15 protein-coding genes and 1 pseudogene are annotated in these 20828 nt (G+C 49.5%); 4 read left to right on the forward strand and 12 right to left on the reverse strand.

The features are described from left to right. Positions 1–144 precede the first annotated feature (144 nt). Positions 145–1377, forward strand: a complete 1233-nt coding sequence (locus tag WH45_RS10505; protein WP_052723713.1) for a family 16 glycosylhydrolase — start codon at positions 145–147, stop codon at positions 1375–1377. A 304-nt stretch (positions 1378–1681) separates the two neighbouring features. Here WH45_RS10505 and WH45_RS10510 read toward each other — a convergent pair whose 3' ends face one another. The 3 genes from WH45_RS10510 to WH45_RS10520 form a co-directional block, all read right to left on the reverse strand. Then, the gene (locus WH45_RS10510; protein WP_046214299.1) at positions 1682–2296 is read right to left on the reverse strand and encodes a hypothetical protein; all 615 of its coding nucleotides are present in this window, start codon (positions 2294–2296) and stop codon (positions 1682–1684) included. 380 nt (positions 2297–2676) lie between these two features. After that, entirely contained in the window at positions 2677–4011 is a 1335-nt protein-coding gene (locus tag WH45_RS10515; protein ID WP_046214300.1) for an MFS transporter, read from the reverse strand. An 81-nt stretch (positions 4012–4092) separates the two neighbouring features. Continuing rightward, on the reverse strand, positions 4093–5130 hold the full coding sequence (locus WH45_RS10520; RefSeq protein ID WP_046214301.1) for a quercetin 2,3-dioxygenase: 1038 nt from the start codon (positions 5128–5130) through the stop codon (positions 4093–4095). Between the two features lie 199 nt (positions 5131–5329). Between WH45_RS10520 and WH45_RS10525 the strand changes: the two genes are divergently transcribed. Further along, positions 5330–6289 (forward strand): helix-turn-helix domain-containing protein, encoded by a 960-nt coding sequence (locus tag WH45_RS10525; RefSeq protein WP_052723714.1) that lies wholly within the window; start codon positions 5330–5332, stop codon positions 6287–6289. A gap of 239 nt (positions 6290–6528) precedes the next feature. On the opposite strand, the gene WH45_RS10530 is transcribed toward WH45_RS10525, so the two are convergent. From WH45_RS10530 to WH45_RS10570, 9 genes and pseudogenes are all read right to left on the reverse strand, one after another. Beyond that, positions 6529–7623 carry an SDR family oxidoreductase gene (locus tag WH45_RS10530; protein WP_052723715.1) on the reverse strand — a complete coding sequence of 365 codons (1095 nt, stop codon included), beginning with the start codon at positions 7621–7623 and terminating at the stop codon, positions 6529–6531. Between the two features lie 160 nt (positions 7624–7783). Then, positions 7784–8644: a DL-endopeptidase inhibitor IseA family protein gene (locus WH45_RS10535; protein WP_046214303.1), complete on the reverse strand. Its 861-nt coding sequence runs from the start codon at positions 8642–8644 to the stop codon at positions 7784–7786. A gap of 336 nt (positions 8645–8980) precedes the next feature. Further along, entirely contained in the window at positions 8981–10981 is a 2001-nt protein-coding gene (locus WH45_RS10540; RefSeq protein ID WP_046214304.1) for an ATP-dependent DNA helicase, read from the reverse strand. 452 nt (positions 10982–11433) lie between these two features. Continuing rightward, positions 11434–12951 carry an ABC transporter permease/substrate-binding protein gene (locus WH45_RS10545; RefSeq protein ID WP_046214305.1) on the reverse strand — a complete coding sequence of 506 codons (1518 nt, stop codon included), beginning with the start codon at positions 12949–12951 and terminating at the stop codon, positions 11434–11436. A gap of 62 nt (positions 12952–13013) precedes the next feature. Beyond that, positions 13014–13721: pseudogene (locus WH45_RS10550) on the reverse strand (ABC transporter ATP-binding protein); the annotation flags it as partial. 241 nt (positions 13722–13962) lie between these two features. Continuing rightward, positions 13963–15099: a bifunctional cystathionine gamma-lyase/homocysteine desulfhydrase gene (locus WH45_RS10555; RefSeq protein ID WP_046214307.1), complete on the reverse strand. Its 1137-nt coding sequence runs from the start codon at positions 15097–15099 to the stop codon at positions 13963–13965. 4 nt (positions 15100–15103) lie between these two features. After that, the gene (locus tag WH45_RS10560; protein ID WP_046214308.1) at positions 15104–16027 is read right to left on the reverse strand and encodes a PLP-dependent cysteine synthase family protein; all 924 of its coding nucleotides are present in this window, start codon (positions 16025–16027) and stop codon (positions 15104–15106) included. 413 nt (positions 16028–16440) lie between these two features. Next, positions 16441–17673 carry a YsnF/AvaK domain-containing protein gene (locus tag WH45_RS10565; protein ID WP_235338340.1) on the reverse strand — a complete coding sequence of 411 codons (1233 nt, stop codon included), beginning with the start codon at positions 17671–17673 and terminating at the stop codon, positions 16441–16443. Between the two features lie 133 nt (positions 17674–17806). Continuing rightward, complete coding sequence (locus tag WH45_RS10570; protein WP_046214630.1) at positions 17807–18322, reverse strand: general stress protein; 516 nt, start codon at positions 18320–18322, stop codon at positions 17807–17809. Positions 18323–18921: 599 nt separating this feature from the next. Between WH45_RS10570 and WH45_RS10575 the strand changes: the two genes are divergently transcribed. Together WH45_RS10575 and WH45_RS10580 are read left to right on the forward strand one after the other, a co-directional pair. Continuing rightward, positions 18922–19863, forward strand: coding sequence for an ABC transporter permease (locus tag WH45_RS10575; protein WP_235338361.1), 942 nt, complete (start codon positions 18922–18924; stop codon positions 19861–19863). 46 nt (positions 19864–19909) lie between these two features. Beyond that, complete coding sequence (locus WH45_RS10580) at positions 19910–20821, forward strand: carbohydrate ABC transporter permease (RefSeq protein WP_046214309.1); 912 nt, start codon at positions 19910–19912, stop codon at positions 20819–20821. Positions 20822–20828: the final 7 nt, after the last annotated feature.

Genomic DNA, 20828 nt, shown 5'->3' on the forward strand with positions numbered 1-20828 from the left:
TGGATTGAAAATAACCGGTTACAGATAGTGTTTTATCGAAGAGTATGTGCATTTCTACGCAGTCAGGAAATAGAGCTAGTTTTGTAAGCATTTACACATTAGAATATATTGGAAATTATCCTATTTAAAAGGTGGTTGTGTTTAATGAAGAAACAGCTTTTCTCCCTCTTATTATCTACAGTATGCGCCGCTGGATTAGTCATCCCATGGAATGCCAATCCACAGACTGCGGAGGCCTCTTCGTCCAGTGGCTGGGTGCCGGTATGGGCGGATGATTTTAATGGACCCAATGGCAGCGGCGTAGATACGTCCAAGTGGAATCAGGAGATCGGCAACAATAACGGCTGGGGCAACAACGAGCTGCAGTACTACACCAACCGCACCAATAACTCTTATATGGAGAACGGCAATCTGGTTATTCAGGCGCTCAAGGAGAATTATCAGGGCTCCCAGTACACCTCCGCCCGTCTGACTACCGCCAACAAATTTGATATGAAATACGGCAAAATCGATATCCGTGCCAAAGTTCCTTATGGTAAAGGAATCTGGCCTGCCGCCTGGATGCTGGGCAGCGATATCGCCAGCAATCCATGGCCGGGCAGCGGTGAGATCGATGTTATGGAATATATTGGACCGCCAGCACCAAATACTGTCTATGGAACAATTCATGGTCCCGGTTATTCCGGTGATAAAGGGCTGTCGGCTGCCTATACGATCGGTGAGCCGTTCAGCAACGGGTTCCACAACTATACGGTAGAATGGGAACCTGGCGTTATTCGCTGGTATGTAGACGGTAATCTGTATCATACCCGTACTCCTGCAGATGTAGGCGACAACACCTGGGCGTATGACAAGCCATTCTTCCTGCTGCTCAATCTGGCTGTCGGCGGCAACTGGCCGGGCTATCCGGATGCCAGCACCGCTTTTCCGCAGAAGCTGCTCGTCGATTATGTCCATGTGTTCCAGCGTGAGGGCGGCTACAATATCGTCGCACTCAAAGCCGGAGCCAATGGTAAGTATGTTGTAGCTGAAGATTACGGCAGAGGGGCTCTGATCGCCCGTTCGGACAATGTTAGCACATGGGAGCGTTTTGAACTGATCGATCTGGGCAGCAGCCGTGTAGCCCTGCGCTCCATGATCAACGGCAAGTATGTATCCGCTGATAACAATGGAACCAGCCCATTAATCGCCAATAAGACATCCATCGGTACATGGGAGACGTTTCAGATCGGGACAACCCCAGATGGCAAGCGAACGCTCAAGTCGCTGGCTAATAACAAATACGTTACGGCTGACAATACAGGCAGCAGTCCACTCATTGCCAACCGTACAACGGTCGGCGGCGCCTGGGAGGCTTTTGAAGTGGTAAAGCAATAGCTGATGGCTTGGTACAACTGTAGATTTTTCTTTGGCAATTACGGTAACCGGAAGATCCTTGTACGTGCTGCATCCGGAAGAAAATGAACATCCAGCCACTACCATTATTATGCACGGTTTGCTGATCCAACCCAATATAACGTTAAATAAAGTAAGTTAGATGAACAAATGAAATGGAGCAAAGAAAAACAAAGCAAAAAGAGCTTAACCGCTTATGGGGGTTAAGCTCTTTTTGCTTTGTACTGCAGCTAATCTGCATCTTCAACTGCTCTGCGGTCTGGAATACAGTTATCCGGCGCACTGTTCAGAATTTAGAACGGCAGCCCATTGCTTCCTTTGCGACCAGCAGGATGTGTTCTGCCAATTCGCCGGCAGCTTCTTCATTGCCTTCCTCAAAAATAAAAGGCCCCAATACATACTCATTAATATGCAGAGGTGCACCGGTCCGGTCTCCTTCTACAAAGGCATCCTGATAAAAAATCCGGTGATAACAGGCATAGTCTTCCATTCCGTAAAACTCGGCATAATCCGCTTCGGGATCGTTCTGGAGAATAAAATGATGTTCATCCTCCACTATCAGATTACGTACCGGCCGTGAAGCCACATAGACAGCAGCTGTCCAAAATATCCCCTGGCACTTCTGGCATTCTCCACACGCATAGGACGTATCATACCAGTCACTGCCCAGAATACTGCTTCGTATTCCTGTAATCATATCGCTATCCATATATACATAACGATCCTCAAGCTCCGGCAATCCGGGATAAATATGCACCTGCTGCTTGTTGCCAGCCTTTGGATCCGGCTCTACCCGGATCAGGACTTCCTGGCAATGCGGGCAATGATGTTCAATCGCAGCCATTTTAAATTCTTTCATGGGCTGCTGAAATACTTTTAGAAATGCTCCTGATGTGTTCATGTTCATTCTCCAATCACCTGTAGATCATACTCCAATCTTTTCTGTACGAATTGGGTATTAGGACATGATTCGTTACGCAACTATGCGCCGACTCTTTAACAAGTATACTACAAATTAGGTTTTATGACCCAATTTGAATGGAGATTTCCAAGTAGAACTTGGTCAAAGTAAATAATCGTTCTGTACGTATACCAATTTTTACCTGATTTACCACAGATAATATAAGTCGAAGATCCCAAGCAATAAACAAAAAAGAGCCAGTCACCTGGCTCTTTCTGTTACGGATTATATTTGAATAGGAGTGCTCTTTCGCTCTGCCTACTCCGGTAATTGTAGAATTTGATAAAAACTAAGTTCCTGTTATTACAGGTGAAATACAATCAGGATTGGCGTTCTCCCCGCTGCAGAAAACGGAAGCAGCCTGCAAAGATGATCAGTATCCAGATCGCAAATACAAGGAAAATCAAGCTAAACACGCTTGGCTGTCCGCTGCCCAGCAATACACTCGGAGACCAGCCGATATGCGCCTGATCCAGAATCAGACCGAGTATGGTCGTACCGATCGCCCCGGAGATAAAGCTCAGCATCATATACATGCCCATGCCTACCCCTACCTGTGGTCCTGACAGAGTACGGGATACCGTATTGGCCAGTCCAACCTGGGCAAATGTCAGCCCTGTATTGCCAATAACAAGCAGCAGCATGATGATCAGATACGATCCGCCGGTAAACAGCGAGATCAGCACATAGGTCAGCAGCTGAAGGCTAAAGGCAATACCGAGCAGGAACGAATTGCCCTTGCTGTCGGCAATACGACCGCCAATAATACCGAAGATCGCAGCGATCAGAGCACCTGGGAACATTACCAGTCCGGTAGTAAACGAAGTCAATCCATTTACACTGCTCAGCAATTGCGGGATCAGGTACGGCACGCACAGATTGAAGATCAGCACCAGACAGGCAATAATCATCGTCATCGTATAGGCGCCATTACGGAAGATCGCCGGGTCCAGAAATGGCTGTTTGGCTCTACGGATATACAGTATAAATACAGCCAGCACGATAATCGTCAGCAGACTGAGCAGTCCGCTCGTATAGGTAATTGCCAGCAGCAGCAGGGTAACCGTACCGGCCAGCAGCACACCACCGACCAGATCGATCCGGGATGGATGCGTCTGATCCTTGTCCAGGTATTTACGGAAAAATGGAATGGTCACCAGCGACAGCAAGCTGATCGCAAACAGATAACGCCAGTCCGCAAAGCTGGTAATCAGTCCGGCAACAATTGGTCCCACTGCGGTACCCAGTGCCATCCCCGACGAGGTAATTCCCAGTGCTCTGCCCCGCTTCTCGGCAGATACATAACGGATCGGAATCACCATCGAAGACGCCGGAATCACGGAAGCACCTGCCGACTGCAGAATACGTCCGACAATAACCATCCAGAAGCTCGACGAGATAAAGCCCAGCACCGAACCGACAGCAAACAGACAGAGTCCGAAGGTAAGCAAATTTTTCAGTTTGTAACGGTCAGCCAGCTTCCCGTAGGTAACCGAGCCAATCGCATAGATAATAATGTATGAAGTCACAACCCAGCTGACCTGTGAGCTGGATAAATCAAAGTCTGCACGCAGCGCAGGCAGCGCCACATTGAACATTGTGGAGTTCATTACAGACAGAACCATGGCAAATGCCAGTACAAAAATGATTTTCATGTTAAATGCACCCTTGAATGATATTACAGGATATAGAGACCAGCCCTATACCCTGTATATGTCCTCTTATCCTTTATTGAATTATTTCTTCTGGTGAGAGTTCGGCGGTCCTACGACATTCAGATCCAGTGTCTCGATGTTCGCCATCAGACGGTCAATACGCGCTGGTCCCGGGTTGTTCGGGAACATGTAATGTTCGTATTCGTCACCCAGCAGACGGAAGAACGGTTCGAACAATCCGCTGACGAGCAGCCCCACGACTTTGGTAAAGTGATCATCCAGACGGTAGGAGTGAACCGTACCGGCAGGTACATGCAGGAAGTCGCCCGGGAACAGCTGAATCTCTTCATCATTCGCCCACATGGTCATACGGCCCTGTGTGCAGAAGAATGTCTCGGTATGATGATCATGGTAGTGGGATACGATCTCATCCCCTTTTGGACCATCACTGGCAACGACGATATAGGCACCATCAGTCGTCTTCTGGGTAGCGAGCAGACGGTGTACCTGGTCACCGGTCAGCAGGCGGATACCTTCGCCGCTCTCCAGTACATAATTGCCCACTTCTTCCGGTACGATGTGATTACTGACCAGCTCATATGCCGGGAATTCGGTGCTGCCAGCAGAGAATACGATATCCGCATTCTGCTCAGCCTGACGGCGGTGCTCCTCGGAATAGGCATGATCCGTAAATGGCGGATATTCGATATGCTCGTACGATTGACCAAGAGCCGGATAGACTTTGGTAATATCGCCGGAGATCGAGTACGAGATGAAGCTGTTACGGTGTCCAAGCAGCTGATACGCATGCTCGGTACCCGGAGTAATATGTGCATAGTCACCCGGCAGCAGCAGATGGCTCTGTCCGTCAATTACGAACTGTACACGTCCTTCCATCACATAGATGGATTCATACGTATTCGGATGACTGTGCATCGGGAAGCTCTCGCCTTTGGGTCCGCCGATAACTGCTGCGGAGAAAATATCACCTGTGCTCTCTGCGTTGGCAATAATCGTGGCGACCTGATTGCCGAACAGATAACGGTCTCCGTCCCCTCTGCGCAGCAGATAAGGCATCTTTTCCTGAGGTAAATGGGTAATAAGCTTGGTTGTTGTCATAATAATCCTCCTGTAGGTATGCAATAAATGAGAATGTTATTTACGCTGAAGGTATGCTGATTCATCCTGTCCAGACCTTTAACAGTGCAGTGATGCTCAAAACCTTACTTATTTATTGTAGCCAACATCATAAATTTGAAATATAGTTAAAGACGACAGAGTTATGGGCAATTACGACATGAATCCAGGAGAACACCTAATGACCACATCTGAACTAAAAATAGTAGACCATCCTTTTGAAAATAATAATCCGCTCTCTTTCCTGACGATCGACGTTATGCAATCCTACCAGCAGCATGCGCATCCGTTCTATGAAATCATCTATGTGTCAGAAGGCAGAGGACTGCTGTTCATCGATAAGGAATCACTGGAAGTATCTGAGGGCGATCTGTTCTTTATTCCGATTGGTATTCATCATATGTTCTACCGACAGGACAACAAGCAGCCGGCTCAGCTGCAGATTATGAACTGCATGTTTTTGCCGGAAGTGCTAATGACAAGTGATACCCAGGAAAATCTGGCATGGGATGAAGAATTTCAGGAGATTGCCGGATTTTTCCGCAGGACCGAGCGCTGGCTGGGGTACCGGGAGCAAAATAATGAATTTGCCCGGATTATGTATTCCATGCATCTCAATCAGATGAATGCAACTCCCGGCTATCGATATAAGCTGTACCTCTCACTGCTGGAGCTGCTGCATACGATGCATATGCACAGCCAGTTCAGCTATCCGGCGGCTCCGATGAAGATCGAAGATCCGGTGACTTTTACCACCAATTATGTACAGACCCATTACCGTGATCCGCTCAAGCTGGAAGAGCTCTGCCAGTGGATATCCATCAGCCCGCGTCACCTCCAGCGCAAGCTAAAACAGGCGACCGGTCAGACGTTTATCCAACTGCTGCAAAATGTGCGTGTTATGCAAAGCTGTGAGCTGCTGATCGAGACCGATTGGAGCGTGCAGACGATCGCTGTCGAAGTCGGTGTGCACGATATGAAGTACTTTTACCGGATATTCAAATCCCGCTGCGGTCTGACCCCTTCCCAGTTCCGCAAGCAGCATACCGGCGGTACTCGGGAAGCGGGAGGACAGCCGCATACCGAAAGCAATCCACGACCAAATTCACAAAAATATACCGACGACAGTTCCAAACTGTGAACGAATGGGCAGACTGACGATATTCCCGAACCCAAAACAAAGCAGGATATCGAGGATTACTTCCGACCCGAATGATGCAGGATATCGAACATCATCTGATATTAGGAACAGAGTAGCCTTGGATCATCTTCACGCATAAAAGCCGGAGGGATATTTTCCCTCCGGCTTTTGTGTTTTTATTTCCTATTCAATTGTTATCCCGGTCGATGCTGTTATGCATCGGTCTGTAATGAACTTGCTTACTGCTGCTCTGTGCGATGCTCACGCGCAGCTTCCAGAGCCAGTGGGGCAGCCGCAACAGGTGCCGGCAGTGAATCATGATCCGATCCCCGCTTGGAGTATGCACAGATCAGCGTCGTCAATCCGGCAAGTGCCAGCGTTGTAATAATCGGATGCTTGGTCGCTTCCACATACAGGCTGCCCTTACGGATATGTCCTTCATGGGTACCACGTTCATGCATTCCATATCCAGCATGGTACAGAGCACTCGCTTCCGGCGGATTGGATGGTCGGTCCTTGGACTGCTGGCCGCGGAACATGACCGCTTCGAAGATCAGATCGGTCACACGTGGTACAAAGTTGCCGAACAGTGCCCCCAGTCTTGCCTGGGAACCGACAAACATATCCCGTTTCGGATGCTCGGCTGCATACAGAATAGCCTTTGCCACCGCTTCCGGCGGGTAGATCATTCCTCTGTGGGCCGGCTGCTTGTCCAGATAGCTGCGGGCATGTTCGTTATATGGCGTATCGATACGTCCCGGATGAACCAGTGTGACGGAGACCGGCGCTTTTTCCTTTTCCAGTTCCATGCGCAGATTCTCGGTCCAGCCATGTACGGCGAACTTGGCCGAAGAATAGGTGGACTGTATCACTACACCACGGTCGCCGAAAATACTGCCGATATTGATCAGCGCACCCGGTACACGGCGCTCCTTGAAATGCTTCACCGCTGCACGGGAGCCATACACGACACCCCAGTAGACGGTATCGAACATGCGCTTCATATCATCAATGCTCACTTCGGTCGCTTTACCGAAAATGGAGACACCTGCATTATTCACCCATGTGTCAAATCGGCCGAATGTGCGTATCGCTGTCTCGGCGATCCGTTTCACATCTTCTTCTTTCCCAACATCCGCGGTCACCCAGGTCGCGGGATAACCTTTGCCGCGCAGTTCTGCCGCCAGCTGGATAATCGCCTCTTCATTACGTGCAGCCAGAACAACTTTGGCTCCTCTTGCTGCTGCCATTCTCGCTGTCACCAGACCTATTCCACTTGATGCACCCGTAATTACGATTACCTGATCTTTTAGTTTTTTAAGTGATACTGCCATGATGGTGATCCCTCCTCGAAATAGTCTCAACAACAATTTACCCGCAGACATGGAAGCCCAATCCCTGATACCGTTTTCGCCGGATTGGAAAGTTAGAAAAAAGAAGCCTGACCACGCTGCGTCAGGCTCCTGATGTGTACTTTTCGAACCGAAATGTTACTTAGAACAATACATGTGGTGCAGTGTTAATTTTCCATTGTCCGTCTACCAGCGCAAACTTCACCATCACGCGCTCAACCGGCTGGGCATTGTCCACATAAGGAACGGTCAGTCGATATACACGGGAAGTGTCTGTCATGCTGATCATTTTGGCTGTGGCGCGGTCGAACTCCAGCAGACTGCCTCCATCCGCTTCCAGCTGAGCCATTTTACCGTTATTCTGGACAAAATACTTCTGGATAAAGGTCTCGCTGGCCTGCTTGGTATACGTCTCCATCAGATAGGAGAGCAGCTTGCTGCGGGTGCCGATATCCTGGGACAGATAACGGTATTTCTGGCCGCTCAGCGTAAATGTGCCCGCTGCTGTACCCGATGCTCCACCGGAAGTGGTATAGGTATATCTTTTCTGTGCTTCCACGACGAGCGGGATAACGGTCTCGTGATTTAATTTGCTGACACCGGTCCAGGCTGCATATGTAGATGCTGTAGCCGTCGTGGCACCGGCAGCGGATGCAGCTGATTTGGTGCTGCTTTTACTGGATGGGCTCGCAGCTGCAGAATTGGAATTGGATTTTTTGTCTTTTTGATCCGTTTTGGCTTTGTCTGCAGCAGTGGTTTTTGAACTGCTGTTTGCGCCGGACTTGGTGCTGTTGGTCTGATCTTTTTGGGCTGTTTGACTGGAAGCAGATGTACTGCTTTTGGATGAATTGCTGTTTGTTGTGCCTGCCTGTGCAGCTGTGCTTGATTTGGCTGCCGGCGCAGTTGTAGTTGAAGCTGCCGAAGCCGGCGCTCCCGAATATAGGGAAGCGGATACGACGGCGGTCATCAATAATGCAGTTGCTGTTGGTTTGGTCCAGTTCATGGTTGAGTTCGATCCTTTCGTTTCCGGAGATAGGTAATGTTCGATTTAAATAGTATGGCTACTCTTTATTCATTATGACAGGTCTGGGATAGATATGCCACTTTCGCGGTACAAGCCGGTTATGCTCGCTCACCACAAGAAGATTCCGACAAAAAAGAGACACCGGAACCTGTCTGAAGCACATTCCGGTGTCTTTTATAGAAATAATGATCTGATAACTGTCTAAAATAAGTCGCATATTTAAAATGTGAGCGGGCAGCTTATCCTGTATATGGCGCTGTCGATACTGTAAATCCGCTTAAATTGCGCTACCGTGCTGAACAGTCGCTTAAGCCTTTAAGGCAGCAGCTGCTCGACCGCATGACGTACATCCTCCTGCAGCAGTTCACGACCAAAGATGGATACCCGGCCGCTGTCATCGCGCGAACGAATGAGTCGGCCGATTCCCTGGCGCAGACGCAGCATCATGTACGGCATATCCACTTCATGGAATGCATCCTTCGATTCCTGTCGACGTGAAGCGAACACCGGATCATTTGGAGGGAATGGCAGTGACCAGATAATGACATGGGACAATGACGGTCCTGGAATATCCAGTCCTTCCCATAATGTAACGGCACACAGTACACTCGTCTCTTCCTGTTGGAACTCGGAGATTAGATGACTGATCTCGGCAGTACCTTCATAGAGCATCCGATAAGGCAGAGTTACCCCCATCTCTTCTACTGTCTGACGGAAAGCAGCCAGTTCCTGCATCGAGGAGAACAGCAGCAGCGAACGTCCTCCGCTCTGTTCGATCAGGCTCATCACCCGCTCGGTCTGCTGACGAATCTCCTGTTCGCTGACTCCCTGCATACCGGTTGTACTGATGGACACATGCTTGCCGGTCGGATCACTGACCGGCTGTATGCTGCTTAGACTGTACAGATCGGTAATCAACTCCGCCTGCATCTGTTCCTTGTAATCATATGGCGAAGCCACGGAAAAGGACAGATACTGCTCAATGCCGAGGCTGTCGGCAATATAGCCAAACGAACCGTCGACCGACAATGTCGCGGAAGAGAAGATTACCGGCATTTTACGGGCAAATACCATCTCACCCAGCACTTCCTTGACCTGCTTGGGCATAATGACCAGAGTCAGATCTTCATCTTCACCGGTTACCCAGGAGATCAACTGATCCTGCTGACGACAAAGTCCCAGAGCCAGCTGAATCATTTCCAGATGCTCTTCGACAATCTTGAGCTGGTAATCGTCCAGCGTGAACAATCCGCTCTCAAATACCAGTTCTTCCTCGATCACATCAATATGCTGCTTGACCCGGGCAATCTGGGCCAGCAGTTCGCTGTTCCAGTGAATATCCTTGCGGTCCGAACCCGGAACCGGCTTGCTGTAACGAGCCAGCAGCTCGAACAGCATATCGCTCTGCACGATGACTTCTTCCACGGCTACCGCCAGTGTCTCGCGCACTTCACCATCCAGCAGACGGGTAACAATGCTCTCGAACAGCGCCTGCTTCAGCTTGTAGGTCAGTGCGTTCTGCGCTGCTGTCTCCAGCAGATGGCCTTCATCAAATACAACGGAACTGTGTTCCGGCAGCAGCGGCAGCTGTCCTTCACGCTTGCGCGCTTCATACGTCCATACATGCTCCATATAGAAGTCATGCGAACAGATGATAATATCGGTTGCTTTGCGGTAATGATCCCGTGACAGCGTCTGACCGCAGCGATGACGCTGAGGACATACCAGACAATCCTGGAATACATCCCAGCCAATCTTGCTCCACTGCTCATCATCCAAGGCCGGATAATCCTTACGGTTGCCATATGGACGAAAAGACTGCATCGTATCCGCATAATGGACAAACTCCGGCAGATCCGTATAGATGTCGCGGTACATATCATGTTCCGACGGTTCTGCTCTCACTACATCCAGCTTGTTGAGGCAAATGTACTGATCCGGCGATTTGCCGAGACGGGCATCCACGTTCAGGTCCAGATAACGGGCCAGCTTGTGAATATCCCCTTCCGGCTTCACCAACTGCTCAATCAGAGATTCATCCGCACAGGCGATAATCGCCGGACGACGGGTATAACGTGCATAAGCGATCGCATAAAGCAGGTAAACGAGCGTCTTCCCTGTACCTACTCCCGCTTCGGCAAAAATGGTTTTCTTTTCGGCATAGGCCTTTTCCAGTTGAAACGCCATGTAAATCTGTTCGTCACGAAGCTCCAGACCAGCTTCCGGCAAAATATCGTAAAACACGTCCGCAATCCATTCTCCTGCTTGCTGGATGAATGGACGGGACGGATCAAATGTAAAAGGATACGTATTCAATCCAATTGTTCCCCCACCCGGTTAAAAGTACAATCCTTGATAGCTATAGTATCTGCTGAATTGCATCATTTCATTATACCGCAATTAGCCGGGATGCGGAATGGGCAAATTAAATTTAATCTTTTGGTGGAGAGGCTGAAAATGGATGTCTTTAGCAGAGAACGCTCCGGCAAGGGATAGGGCGCGTCCTCCGGTTAAGCCTGGAGATCCTTTATTATGGGAAGTAATGGGGATTTCCAGGCTTAAAGGTCGTCCTTTGCTCTATTCCCTTGCCTACGCTCTGTGCGGAGAGTCATTTTCAGTACTTGTTTGAGGTGTGGGTAATAAGGAAAAACCGGCTATCCCCGATGGGAGGCCGGTTTTTTTTACTGCTCTGTTCTGTTCTGCTCTGCTCTGCTCTGCTCTGCTCTGCTCAAATTATAAATATGGATTGAGCAGATAGGGGAGAAGCGTTATTTTAGTAATCCTTTTTGCTGCAAATAAGTGCGTGCCACTTCGGCAGCGGGTTTGCCTTCGACGTTGACCTGGTAGTTCATTTGCCGCATCTCATCATCGGTAATCTTACCGGACAGCTGGTTGAGCGCTTCGGTCACTTCCGGGTACTGTGCAGATGTGTCGGCGCGCAGCAGCGGGGCTCCCTGATAAGGTGGGAACAGTCCTTTGTCGTCTTCCAGTACACGCAGCTTGTACTGGGCCAGCTCGCTGTCTGTAGAGTAGGCATCGATCAGTTGGATATCTCCCGACTGGATGGCGCTGTAGCGCAGCTTGGGTTCCATGGTGGTCAGATTGGCAAATTTGAAGCCGTACAGTTTGGCCAGACCGACATAACCATCGTTGCGGTCAGCGAATTCACGGGTGAATCCGACCTTGATCTGAGACGACACTTTGCTCAGATCGGAGATGGTCTTCAGATCATGCTGCTCAGCATAGTCTTCCGGGACGGCCAGCGCATACGTATTGTTGTACTGCATCGGTGCCAGCATCTGCATGCCGAACCGCTGCTGCATGCCATCGCGGGCCTGCTCATATACCTGTGCGCTATCGGTGCTGACTGCATCTTCATGGAGGAACTCCGAGATCACCGTACCGGTGAATTCCGGGTAAATGTCCACATCGCCGCCCTTGAGCGCATTGAACAGGAATGACGTTTTGCCGAGGCCCGGCTTCAGCTCGACCTTGAGATTCGTATTCTGCTCAATCAGTTCCTGATACATATTGATCAGAATCTCCGGCTCTGCGCCCAGCTTGCCGGCGATGACCAGATCTTTTTGCGACTGGTTAAATAGCGGCACAACAGTAAAACCGAGAATAATGACTACCGCAGCCGACATCAGCCAGATCGAACGACGGAACGATGTTTTCTCGATAATCCGCAGCAGCAGGTCAAATACGATCGCCAGCAGTGCAGCAGGCACAGCTCCCAGTACGATCAATGCCGTATCATTACGGTCGATCCCGAGCAGAATAATGTCACCGAGACCACCTGCACCGATCAGGGCAGCCAGTGTGGTGGTCCCGATAATCAGTACCATTGCGGTACGGATACCGGCCATAATGACCGGCATCGCCAGTGGCAGTTCGACTTTGAACAGTCTGCGGCTGCGGGTCATGCCCATCGCATCGGCGGCTTCCAGCAGTGAAGGATCGACTTTGCGGATGCCGGTATACGTGTTACGCAGAATCGGCAGCAGCGCGTAGATGACAATCGCGACAACTGCAGGAACTGTACCGATACCAAGCAGCGGAATCAGCAGTCCGAGCAGGGCAAGCGACGGAATAGTCTGCAGCACAGCGGTAACACCGAGTACGCCTTCGGATATTTTCAGATGCCGGGCAATAAAGATCCCCAGCGGAATGGCAATAAGAAGTGCGATCAGCAGAGAGGTAAAGGAAATGACCAGATGCTCGGTCAGCGCCTGCCAGAGCTGATCCTGGCGCTGGCGGAATACGTCTATGATACTGGTATTCATATAGTTCCCTCATTTCCGGAAACGGTGGATATAGACATTCCATCCTGACGGATCGACTGGAAAAATTGCTCCACAAAAGAATTCGCCGGCTGCTGCAGCAGCCGCTGCGGGGTATCCACCTGTATAATCGTACCCTCATTCATAATGGCAATCCGGTCGCCCAGCTTGACCGCCTCCTGAATATCATGGGTGACAAATACAATGGTCTTGCGGATTGTCTGCTGCAGCTGCAGCAGATCATTCTGCAGCCGCTCCCTGGCAATCGGATCAAGTGCGCTGAACGGTTCATCCATCAGAATCACCGGCGGATCTGCCGCCAGAGCACGTATAACACCAATCCGCTGCTGCTGCCCGCCCGACAGCTCATCCGGGCGGCGGCTGCGGAACACGGCAGGGTCCATGCCTACCATATGCAGCAGTTCATCGATCCGTTTGGAAGTTCGGCTGCGGTCCCAGTGCAGCAGATCCGGAGTAACCGCGATATTCTCTTCTACCGTCATATGTGGGAATAAAGCAATTTGCTGCAGAACATAGCCAATTTGCTGACGAAGCTTATGTACTTGAATCGTGTTGTTGTCGGTTCCGTTCACATAAATGCTGCCCCCGGTCGGCTCGATCAGCCGATTGATCATTTTGAGGGTGGTCGTCTTGCCGCATCCGCTTGGGCCGACCAGCACGAAAAACTCTCCTTGTTCAATATGAAGATCCAGCGGCTGAACGGCAGTTGTACCGTCCTCATATCGCTTGGATACCTGTTTAAATGTAATCATTCATAACCTCCTGAATCGTTGTTATCTGCTACTCTGCTATTACCCAACCTGCAAGCGACTTACCCAGTGACATATTCGACCGTCAATCCTCCACATTAAGGCAGTCTACACCAAAAAGGCAGCCATCGCTTGTAGATAGCCGCCTCTTGTGTCCTACAGCATCCACATCGGATCATGCCGGATTGCTGTTATTTATTCATTTAACCATGTATTGATTTTATGCCTGCCGAGAATAATACGTTCAGCCTTCCAGCGCTGCCTTCAGATCCTCGATCAAATCTTCCACATCTTCTATACCAACAGAGATGCGCACCAGCCCGGGCGTGATACCGAGTTCAGCACGGCGTTCTTCCGGAATGGAGGCATGTGTCATACGTGCCGGCACAGAGATCAGGCTCTCCACCGCGCCCAGACTCTCAGCAAGGGTAAAGTAATGCAGACGGCTCAGCAGCAGCTCGGCCGCTTCATTACTGCCCACATCAAAGGAAATGATACCGCCGTAACCGCCGGTCTGCCGGGAAGCCAGTTCATGCTGAGGATGCTGCTCCAGACCCGGATAATGGACTTTGGTTACTTTGTCATGCTGTGCCAGGAAGTTCACAATCTCGTGTGCATTGCGTTCGATCGCTTCCATCCGCAGACCGAGCGTCTTGATGCCACGGATCAGCAGCCATGAATCCTGCGGACCGAGAATACCGCCAACCGCATTCTGGATAAAGTGCAGTTCATCGGCAAGCTTCTCGCTGTTCACTACAGCCAGACCGGCGACCAGATCGCTGTGTCCGCCCAGATACTTGGTCGCCGAATGAAGCACGATGTCCGCGCCAAGTGTCAACGGGTTCTGCCAGTATGGCGTGGCAAATGTATTGTCGACGATAACCAGCAGATCATGCTCATGTCCGATGTCCGCCATGGCACGAATATCCGTTACTTTCAGCAGCGGATTGGTCGGCGTCTCAATATAGATCGCACGTGTATTGGGCTGGATCGCCGCTTTGACTGCTTCCGCATCGGTTGTATCCACAAAGGTCGATTCCAGACCGAGGCGGCTCAATACTTTGGTGAAAATACGATAGGTACCGCCGTATACATCATCGGTCAGCAGTACATGATCCCCACTGTTAAACAGGGTAAATACCGCATGGATGGCAGCCATTCCGGAACCAAAGGCAAATCCACGCTCTCCTTCTTCCAGATCCTTGATCAGTTCTTCCAGGGCAAACCGGGTTGGATTGCCGGTACGGGAATATTCGTAGCCTTGATGCACGCCGATACTTTCCTGCTTGTAGGTGCTGACCTGATATACCGGTACACTCACTGCACCTGTATTGGGATCGCCGGCAATGCCAGCGTGGATCAGTTTGGTTTTGCGTCTCATAAGATCAAATGCCTCCTTCATAAATGTGCTTGCTCAGATAACGTTCACTGCTATCAGGGAAAATGGTTACGATATGCGCTCCATCCGGCGCCTGCTCCGCTTCCAGCAGTGCGGCATGAAGTGCAGAGCCGGCCGAACTGCCGATAAGCAGCCCTTCCAGCCGTGCCAGCTCACTGACCCGGTTGAATGCATCTTCATCACTAATTGTATGAATTGCATTAAAGTAGGACTTGTCGATAAAATCAGGAATCATCTCCATGCCGATCCCTTCAGTTTTGTGCGAACCTGATGGTCCACCGTTCAGAATGGACCCTTCCGGTTCAACAATTACGGTCTTGAGCTGTGGATTTTGTTCCTTTAAATACCGCGAAGTGCCCATAAATGTGCCACCCGATCCTGCTCCAGCGACGAATACGTCCACTTTGCCATCGAGATCGGTCCAGATCTCCGGTCCCATCGTCTCGTAATAGGCCTGTGGATTAGCCGGATTGCTGAACTGTCCGGGACAATAGGCATCCGGAATCTGCTGTTCCAGCTCCCGCGCTTTGTCAATCGCTCCGCGCATGCCGAGCGCAGTCGGAGTATGGACGATTTCTGCACCGAGTGCTTTCATTAGAATCTGTTTCTCGATACTGAACTTCTCGGGTACCGCGAAAACAACGCGGATGCCTTCATGAATCGCCGCCATAGCAAGACCAATACCCGCATTGCCTGCTGTCGCTTCGACCAGTGTACCGCCGCGCTTCAGCTTGCCGCTCGCTAGTGCTTCTTGGACGAGGGCTCGACCTACCCGATCCTTGACACTGCCCCCCGGATTCATGAATTCCAGCTTGGCGAACAGCCGGATGCCACGCGGCAGATGATAAGCGTTAATCTCGACCAACGGCGTATTGCCAATCAGTTCCATCGTATTGCTGTATAATGTCATGTTCATGCTCCTGTTCTTCACTTTGACCGTTGGTCAATAAATTAAAAATGTTAGCCAGCAGCTCGCAGCTGCCGGATTTTATTTCTCTCCATAGCTATAACCTATTAAACTCATAGGAATTGTATATAAACAATAATTTGAGTATAATGTCGTTTGCCCGGAGCGTCAAAGGTTTATTTACTTTTTTCTGAAATGGGAAAAAGATACGTCTAACTTCCCTTTGTGCAGCTTTGATTACTTATAATTGCAATTAACAAGAGAATTACAGCTATTTCCTGCAAATGCCAGCATAACCGATACTTCGTTATTTTCCCGCTCTAAAAACCGTCTGATTTGCACAGAAAAAAGCCTGCCGAGTATATACTCGGCAGGCTTTTGACTTTATATCTATTTATTCATCGCTGAAGAACAAATTAGTGCTTCATGCGATTAATCGCATCTTTACCGTTCTCCAACATATCTTTACCGCGTTCTTTGAGGGACTCGTCGTGTGTGTTGTCTACACGTCCGGTTGTGCCGGCTGCTCCAGTGGTAGTACCCGGCGTACCGGTTACTCCTGCAGTTCCAGTAGTAGTGGTACGAGTCTGGTCACCACTTACAATCGGCTGTCCAGTCTGGTTGATACGCGCTTCTTCGCGTTTCACTGTATCCTGTACCTGCTCTGTATTTTGAACAGTCTGCTTGTGCACTTCCACTTCGCCGGTTACGACGTTATGTTTGTCCACATGAACTTGCTCTTCACTCACAGGGATACGGATTTGTTCGCTTTGACCGACCGGTTCATTGGTCACTTCATTGTTGATCGCTCTGCGCTCGATAACCACTTCTTCATGGTTAACCGGTACATTGATCGTTTTTTGCTCTTCCACTACTTCTTTGCGGATCTCTACTTCACCTGTGCGTACATTATCTTTGCTTACGTCCAGTCGTTCTTCACGCAGACGCAGGCTTTGCTCGTCTTCACCGGAATCGAATACGCCATCCATATTGGCTGCAGTAGCCGCTGTAGCGGATGTTCCTGGTGCGCCGTTTACCGTAGTGGATGGTGTAGGCGTAGTATTGGTAGCTGTAGTATCCGGAATTGTAGTCTCGTTATCATAGTAACGGCTGTTAGTCGCATTATTGGCACGGAAAATGTCGTAGATGCGGTTGCGGTTGCCTGCTGCACTGTCGACCATAACCAGAATGTTACCTTCATTTACGTTAGTCTCATATTCACGAGCTTCTTCTTCCGGAATACCCAGCCCGATCAGACCGCCAACCAGTCCGCCTGCACCGGCACCTGCTGCTGCACCTGCCAGAGTTACTGCGATTGGGCCAGCTGCCATAATCGGTCCGAATACCGGAATGGCTGCAAGACCCAGACCTGCCAGCAGTCCAGCTACACCGCCGACCACGCCGCCTGTTGCTGCGCCGGTAGCCAGACCTTCAGGAGCTTTGGTACCTGTTTCTTCATTTATGTGTTTAACATCTTTGCGATTTTTGCTGACTACAGAGATATCATCTGTCGAGAAGCCTGCATCCTTCAATTGCTGGATCGCGTTGCTCGCTTCGTTTTCGTTTGTGAATACACCTACGATTTTACGAGTCTCATTGTTCAGGTCCATGTTACGGTTGTTTTCATTGTTTTGGTTGTTCATCATCATTTTCATCCTCCTTGGTAGTAGATAAATAGTTGTTCTGGATTCTTACATGCTTTGTTCAACCTGTTCTATTCTTAACCACCTGATGCAATGTTAAACAGGGTAATTTTTCCATCCACTCTGATTAACTATCCAATTAGTCAAATAAATTAGCAGCGTGATTCGTACGAAATATACGATATACTTCTTCTGTTCTGCCGGTCGCTTCTGCTACGAGAACGAGAATATTGCCATCCTCTAACTGATCATTGTAGTGATTGGCTTCTTCTTCCGATATTCCATATCCGATCAATGCACCGATCAGACCGCCAGCTCCTGCCCCAAATAATGCACCGGTGAACATACCGACAATCGGGCCTGCCGCCAGAATAGGACCTACTCCAGGAATAGCGAATGTACCAATACCCGCCAGCATACCGGCCAGTCCTCCGAAGATGGTCGTCTCGGACATGCTGGATTCCTTTTCATATTCAATATCAACGCCGGTCTCCCGCTCAATCGCTTTGGCGTCTTCCGGATTTTTGGCCAGAATGGAAATATCCCGCTCTTCAAAACCTGCAGCTTTGAGATCACGGATGGTATGAACTGCCTGCGGCTCATCCTTGAATACACCGACAATCTTTTCCATTACTTTATTATGATAATCGCTCATCAGGATCACCTTCATTCGATTTATTGTCTTCTCTCTCTATTAGACGCAAAGCAGGGGTGGCTAAACTGTTATCCTCGAATCCTTCACTAATATGTCATTGTTATCCCTAATAAGAAGGGATTTAACCTGCAATCCGGCTTTGTTTGCGAGCTGCGCGATCGTTATGAAAGCAAATAACTAATTTTGCGTTTTACCTGACATATGTAAGCGCATACAACTAACATATATTCACCAAAAGCATTTTTATTGATATGAGAGGGTTTTCAATAGGTCTGTGCACTACAAAAAAGAAACATAATAGGCTTGATATGACATCATATTTTACATATTGCCAGAACAGACATGATCAGCATCTTCCAAAAGAGTGCATACCATTACTTGGAAAGAGCATACTGTACTTTTTCCGTTTTCTTCTATAGAGATCTGTATTGCACATTCCACATATTTACGTAGTCCAGGCTGTTTTTTACACTGGGAACATCACAAGCAATGTATAGACCATTCAATGTATCGACCGACCTCACTATTGCATTCATGTTCATGCTTTTTATCCAGAAAGGAGGAATAGGATGCCAAAAAATATGGCAGATACAGTTCAGATGGATGGGGTCTCTGCACCTTCGATACGCAGCAGGAGACATAGTCTTAGGAAACGAATCTCGCGTAACTGGGAGCTTTACCTGCTGATTGCTCCCGCTTTCCTCTACTTCCTTATTTTCCATTACGGACCCATGTATGGCATTCAGATCGCGTTCAAAAACTTTTTGCCTGCCCGGGGGATTACGGACAGTCCGTGGGTCGGATTGGATCATTTTATCCGCTTCTTTAACTCTTATTATTTCTGGGATCTGATCCGCAATACGCTGACGATCTCCCTTTATCAGCTGATCGTGGGCTTCCCGCTGCCGATCCTGCTGGCACTGGCTTTTAACGAGATTAAGAATGGCTGGTTCAAGCGTACGGTACAGACAGTCACCTATGCGCCTCACTTTATCTCGGTGGTCGTTATGGCTGGTATTATCGTGACATTCCTGTCTCCGTCCACCGGTATCATTATCAATATTATCGAATGGCTTGGTTTTAGCGCACCTGCCTTTTTGACGGATCCGGCATGGTTCAAGACGATGTACGTATTATCCGGCGTATGGCAGAGTACCGGCTGGGGAACGATCATTTATCTGGCGGCACTGTCAGCGGTTGATCCGCAGCTGCATGAAGCGGCGATCATGGACGGAGCGAGCCGCTGGCGCCGGATTATTCATATTAATATTCCGACGATTATTCCGACCATTACCATTTTGCTGATTCTCAATGTGGGCAGCATTCTGGGCGTTGGTTTCGAGAAAATACTGCTGCTGCAAAATCCGCTGAATATGAGTTCCTCGGATGTAATTGATACCTTTGTCTACCGTACCGGTCTATTAAATGTACAATACAGCTTCTCGACGGCAGTCGGTCTGTTCAACTCGGTGATCAATGCCATTTTGCTGATTGCTGTCAACCAGATCGCACGGAAAACAAGTGAAAACAGCCTCTGGTAACCGGGAGGCACCGATGTCCGAATCCTAACTAAGGAGGCACTTCACCATGGCTGCTGTTATCAAGGAAAGCAAGACAGACCGCATCTTCCTGCTGTTCACGTATCTGTTCCTGGGAATTGCCCTGCTCTGTGTATTGTATCCGCTGGTATACATTGTCAGTGCGTCGATCAGCTCACCTACGTATGTGAATTCAGGCGAAATGTGGCTGCTGCCCAAAGGTATTACCTTTGAAGGATACCAGCGTGTATTTGAGAATCAGGCCATCTGGCGCGGCTATGCCAATACGATCCTGTATACGGTTGTCGGTACGCTGGTGAATCTGCTGGTTACGATTCCGGCTGCGTATGCACTGAGTCGTTCCGATTTTGTGGGTCGCGGATTTTTTATGGGAATGTTTCTGGTCACCATGTTCTTCGGCGGCGGTCTGATTCCGACGTACCTGCTGGTCAAGCAGCTGGGACTGATCAACTCGATGTGGGCTTTGATTCTGCCTGGAGCTGCTTCTGTGTGGAATATTATCGTAGCCCGGACCTTTTTCCAATCCACGATTCCCAAAGAATTGCAGGAAGCGGCCCATATTGATGGCTGTACCAATCTGCGTCTGTTCTGGAAAATCGTTCTCCCCCTTTCCTCGCCGATTATTGCCGTTATGGCCTTGTTCTATGGGGTGGGTCACTGGAACAGCTACTTTAACGCGCTGGTCTATCTGAATGACGAAGCCAAATATCCCCTGCAAATGGTACTGCGGCAGATTCTTGTCCTGCAGGAGATGAACAGCAGTAGAATTGGAACCGCTACCAGCGGTGAAACGGCGATGGCGATGAATGCTCGTGCTGATGTAGCTGCCCTGCTCAAATATGCTGTCATTATCATCTCGACGCTGCCGATTATTGCGATCTATCCATTTTTGCAGCGTTATTTTGTCCAGGGCGTCATGATTGGTTCGGTCAAAGGCTGATTACAGT

Origin of the sequence: Paenibacillus wulumuqiensis, from assembly GCF_000971965.1 — a bacterium.
GTDB lineage: Bacteria > Bacillota > Bacilli > Paenibacillales > Paenibacillaceae > Saccharibacillus > Saccharibacillus wulumuqiensis.

Bases quoted from the DNA above. Each gene is read 5' to 3' on its own strand.
- WH45_RS10520 (WP_046214301.1), bottom strand. From the start codon at position 5,130: ATGACAACAACCAAGCTTATTACCCATTTACCTCAGGAAAAGATGCCT.
- WH45_RS10525 (WP_052723714.1), top strand. From the start codon at position 5,330: ATGACCACATCTGAACTAAAAATAGTAGACCATCCTTTTGAAAATAAT.
- WH45_RS10575 (WP_235338361.1), top strand. From the start codon at position 18,922: ATGGATGGGGTCTCTGCACCTTCGATACGCAGCAGGAGACATAGTCTT.
- WH45_RS10535 (WP_046214303.1), bottom strand. From the start codon at position 8,644: ATGAACTGGACCAAACCAACAGCAACTGCATTATTGATGACCGCCGTC.
- WH45_RS10505 (WP_052723713.1), top strand. From the start codon at position 145: ATGAAGAAACAGCTTTTCTCCCTCTTATTATCTACAGTATGCGCCGCT.
- WH45_RS10510 (WP_046214299.1), bottom strand. From the start codon at position 2,296: ATGAACACATCAGGAGCATTTCTAAAAGTATTTCAGCAGCCCATGAAA.
- WH45_RS10555 (WP_046214307.1), bottom strand. From the start codon at position 15,099: ATGAGACGCAAAACCAAACTGATCCACGCTGGCATTGCCGGCGATCCC.
- WH45_RS10545 (WP_046214305.1), bottom strand. From the start codon at position 12,951: ATGAATACCAGTATCATAGACGTATTCCGCCAGCGCCAGGATCAGCTC.
- WH45_RS10570 (WP_046214630.1), bottom strand. From the start codon at position 18,322: ATGAGCGATTATCATAATAAAGTAATGGAAAAGATTGTCGGTGTATTC.
- WH45_RS10530 (WP_052723715.1), bottom strand. From the start codon at position 7,623: ATGGCAGTATCACTTAAAAAACTAAAAGATCAGGTAATCGTAATTACG.
- WH45_RS10580 (WP_046214309.1), top strand. From the start codon at position 19,910: ATGGCTGCTGTTATCAAGGAAAGCAAGACAGACCGCATCTTCCTGCTG.
- WH45_RS10560 (WP_046214308.1), bottom strand. From the start codon at position 16,027: ATGACATTATACAGCAATACGATGGAACTGATTGGCAATACGCCGTTG.
- WH45_RS10565 (WP_235338340.1), bottom strand. From the start codon at position 17,673: ATGATGATGAACAACCAAAACAATGAAAACAACCGTAACATGGACCTG.
- WH45_RS10515 (WP_046214300.1), bottom strand. From the start codon at position 4,011: ATGAAAATCATTTTTGTACTGGCATTTGCCATGGTTCTGTCTGTAATG.